At 40.1% G+C, this 3,414-nt stretch carries 9 protein-coding genes; all 9 read left to right on the forward strand.

Going from position 1 to position 3,414, the window contains the following annotated elements; translation table 11 throughout:
• Nucleotides 1-235, forward strand: a 235-nt coding sequence (locus KKB09_04360) for an oligosaccharide flippase family protein (protein ID MBU4300428.1), incomplete at its 5' end; no start/stop codon positions are given.
• Between the two features lie 94 nt (nt 236-329).
• Nucleotides 330-734: a hypothetical protein gene (locus tag KKB09_04365; protein ID MBU4300429.1), complete on the forward strand. Its 405-nt coding sequence runs from the start codon at nt 330-332 to the stop codon at nt 732-734.
• A complete protein-coding gene (locus KKB09_04370; GenBank protein MBU4300430.1) occupies nt 731-1,360 on the forward strand; it encodes a nucleotidyltransferase domain-containing protein in 630 nt (209 codons plus the stop codon). The genes KKB09_04365 and KKB09_04370 overlap by 4 nt, the downstream gene beginning before the upstream one ends.
• Before the next feature lie 45 nt (nt 1,361-1,405).
• Nucleotides 1,406-1,576 carry a hypothetical protein gene (locus tag KKB09_04375; protein ID MBU4300431.1) on the forward strand — a complete coding sequence of 57 codons (171 nt, stop codon included), beginning with the start codon at nt 1,406-1,408 and terminating at the stop codon, nt 1,574-1,576.
• 181 nt (nt 1,577-1,757) lie between these two features.
• The gene (locus KKB09_04380; protein MBU4300432.1) at nt 1,758-2,345 is read left to right on the forward strand and encodes a nucleotidyltransferase domain-containing protein; all 588 of its coding nucleotides are present in this window, start codon (nt 1,758-1,760) and stop codon (nt 2,343-2,345) included.
• A gap of 30 nt (nt 2,346-2,375) precedes the next feature.
• Nucleotides 2,376-2,669 carry a hypothetical protein gene (locus KKB09_04385; GenBank protein MBU4300433.1) on the forward strand — a complete coding sequence of 98 codons (294 nt, stop codon included), beginning with the start codon at nt 2,376-2,378 and terminating at the stop codon, nt 2,667-2,669.
• A 33-nt stretch (nt 2,670-2,702) separates the two neighbouring features.
• The gene (locus KKB09_04390) at nt 2,703-2,846 is read left to right on the forward strand and encodes a hypothetical protein (protein ID MBU4300434.1); all 144 of its coding nucleotides are present in this window, start codon (nt 2,703-2,705) and stop codon (nt 2,844-2,846) included.
• Nucleotides 2,843-3,016 (forward strand): hypothetical protein, encoded by a 174-nt coding sequence (locus KKB09_04395; GenBank protein MBU4300435.1) that lies wholly within the window; start codon nt 2,843-2,845, stop codon nt 3,014-3,016. The genes KKB09_04390 and KKB09_04395 overlap by 4 nt, the downstream gene beginning before the upstream one ends.
• 39 nt (nt 3,017-3,055) lie before the next feature.
• Nucleotides 3,056-3,310: a hypothetical protein gene (locus KKB09_04400; protein ID MBU4300436.1), complete on the forward strand. Its 255-nt coding sequence runs from the start codon at nt 3,056-3,058 to the stop codon at nt 3,308-3,310.
• The last annotated feature ends 104 nt before the right edge of the window (nt 3,311-3,414 follow it).

Consider the following 3,414-nt stretch of genomic DNA (forward strand, 5'->3'; position numbering starts at 1 on the left):
AAAGGACAGCGGAATGCTCTTTCTTGCGGCTTTTGCAGGAAGCTTGTTTCTGTTTGTTGCGAATATCATGCTTTCCAAGCAGTTCGGCCCCGAGGGCTTTGGGAACTTCAAGACTGTTTTGTCTTTGTTCTTGTTTCTTCCTGCTTTGATTGAATTCGGCGCAGGGGCTACACTAACAAAATACATCGCCGAAGGCAATACAGGGATAATGTTGTTGAGCAGGAGATGTTGGTGATGCACGCATAATGTCTTGTATTCTGTAATAACTTACATACTTTTCTGTAAGGTATTACATAAAGCTTATATACTTTTAAAGCATATTATTCCGTATGACCGGCGTGGAAGAGCATAAAAAGACTCTGAAAGAACTGGAAGCAGACATTCTTGAAAAAATGCGGCTGCATCTTGTGCCCGAACGGCAGAAAATAATCGGATTTGCAGCTTCGGAAGCGGCAACGAATTGCTTTGCCATTCTTTTGCATAATAAAAACCTGATTTCTGCGGGATATAATGTGAACCACAAGCGGTTTGCATCTGTTGAACGCGCAAAAAGCACATTTTCTTTTGATTTTCCGCGCAAAAAAGAATTGATGGAACTATTGGTCAAGGAAGAAACCCTCAGGGACAGGCTATGCTACGGCAGAAGCAAATCCCCGTCTGAAGCAGAAGAGGCGATAAAAATATTTTTTGAGATAAAGAAAATTGTAAGCGATGAAACCGGTGAGGACTTATGAAAAAAGAAGACGTTTTGCCGTATGTTTATGATTTTACGCGAATACTGGCGGTCAAGATTGGCGGAAAAGCAGATGATGTTATTCTTTTCGGCTCTGCGGCCAGGGGCGACTTCGGCAAGGAAAGCGATGTTGATATCTTTGTGAATGTGCCGAAAAATAAAGTTTCGGCCATTCAAAAATCGGTAGATGCCGCACAGAACGAATTCGAGGTGTATTCTGAAAGAACGTGGAAATTGCAGGGCGTGAATTTACCGGTAAAGTGCGTTGTCGGAGACATAAATTCTCCGAAATGGTCTGCGCTTAAGCGTGAGATAATAAGCAGCGGAATAAGCCTGTATGGAAAATATAAAGAGCTTCCCGAAAAACTGAAGCATTGCTTTATTTTCTCTTTTAACCTTGCCGCGCTTGAGTCAAAAGATATGGTGTCTGCAGTAAGAAAGATATACGGGTATTCCACGAAAAAAGGAGAAAAAATCTATAAGCATATGGGTTTTTTGGGTGAAATTGGCGGGGAGAAGATGAACCCTGGCGTGATCATGATACCTGCAGGCGAATATAAAAAAGTCTATGATTTCTTCATAACGCGCAAAATATCTTTTAAGGTAAGAGAAATATGGACCGAATAAGGGAATTTAAGCATTCCTCTTCATGGATGAGCAACAGATGATTTCATGCGAGCAAGAATCAACGGCTACATCAATTCAATAATGGAAGAATCCGCGTTGATAAAGGATGGCAGAATGCTGTTTTTAGCTTCGTTTGCAGGAAGCTTGTTCTTGTTTGTTGCGAATATCATGCTTTCCAAGCAGTTCGGGCCCGAGGGTTTTAACCTAAGGCTGTAAAGCTTAGAACGAAGTCATCTCGTTGCACTCGAAGCTTTTGAATCTTCGATTCAAAATGAACGGATTTCAAGACTGTGCTTTCGTTGTTTTTGTTTCTTCCTGCTTTGATTGAGTTCGGCGCAGGCGCAAATAACCGATGAAGAGAGTCATTTATTAATCTATCGTATCATAATAGATACATATGTATCAAAAAGCGAATAAAGAACTTTTAATTTTATGCTTATATCTTGGCGACTACTCCAAAAAGCTGTATCTTCGCGAGATAAGCAAGTTATCGAAACTGCCGCTTAGAACTGTGCAAAGAACGCTTGCAGATTTGGAAAATTCAAGAATCTTAAAATCCGAAGTTCGCGGGAAGAACAAATATCTTTTCCTAAACCTTGAAAATATCGAAACAAAGCAGATGATTTTGCAGGCAGAAACATACAAAACGCTGCAATTCTTAGAAAAATATCCTGCATTCAAATCGTTCTTAAAGGAGATAAAGGGCGTCTCGGTTCCTATAATAGTTTTTGGCAGTTTCGCTAAATTTACAGCGGACAATGCTTCTGATGTCGATATGCTCATTATATCCGATAAAAAAATAGGGCTTCCATCACATTTACTGCCTAACGAGATACACGAAATGTATCTGTCGAAAGGTAACTTCATTAGGGCATCTGAAAAGAACGAGGCCCTAGTTAAAAAGATAGAGGAAAGCCATGTTATTTTAAACAACCATTCCTTTTTCGTGGATTTTTGGTGGGATTTTCAAACTCGGCGAGTTTGAAAAGCTTCGAGTGCAAGCGAGATGATAAATATGAAAGATAGCTTAAAGTGGTGCGCCAGACTAAAAGACGGCATAAGTATAACCGAACAGGATGAAACACTTGCAAAATCGTATCTGAACGAGGCAAAGGCATCTCTCAGACGGGCGGAGAAAAATCTTGCTGACGGCGATTTGCTTTGGGCAACCGTTGTCATCTATTACGCCGAGTATTATGCTCTTTATTCTTTTTTGCAAAGGATCGGCGTAAAATGCGAAAACCATTTCTGCTCGATTCTTGCTGTTGAAAGGCTTGCCGGAATGCAGAGAACCAACACGATAAAATAGCATAAGGGCAAAAGGCTTGACGCCCAATATTACATGAGGATAGGAAAAGAAGAGCAGGTAAAACTTATGCTTCGTGAAGCAAAAATATTTATCGCCGAGTTTGATACGTTTGTATCAAACCTGACAAATGAGGAAATTCTCGAATATGGAAAAAGAATTAAGGCGATGATCAAATGAAGCAAAAAATCAACGGCTACATCAATTCAATAATGGAAGAATCCGCGTTGATAAAGGACAGCGGAATGCTTTTTTTGCTTCGTTTGCAGGAAGCTTGTTCCTGTTTGTTGCGAATATCATGCTTTCCAAGCAGTTCGGGCCCGAATGTTCGGGAATTTAAAAGCATTTAAACTCCGGAACTGATTAATCAAGGATTAAAGCCGAAGCAATTGTACGGCCAAAAAATTATTGGCAAGCTTCAAAGAGACCTAGACGCTTTTGATAGTATGATGAAGAAGCGTATGCAGCTAATGAAAGACGAGCTGGATGAGCTTTCCCTTGTAAGCAATAAAGAGTTAATGTCCGAATTAAAAAAAATCCGAAGGAGATTTCAAAAATGGCGGGGTTATTCGCTGCAACAACAAGGAAGAAATGGAAAAACACTTTTGAATCGCTTTGAATGGTGTGCTAATGTACCCTGTTGAATTCTCAGAGCAGTTTAACGAGATATTGCGAAAATTAAAAAAGAAAGATTCTTCTCTTGCAATGCGTCTTTAAAAGGCAAAAGGAGAAAGCATATAGGACGCTG

This window comes from Nanoarchaeota archaeon (assembly GCA_018897155.1).
Lineage (GTDB): Archaea > EX4484-52 > EX4484-52 > EX4484-52 > LFW-46 > LFW-46.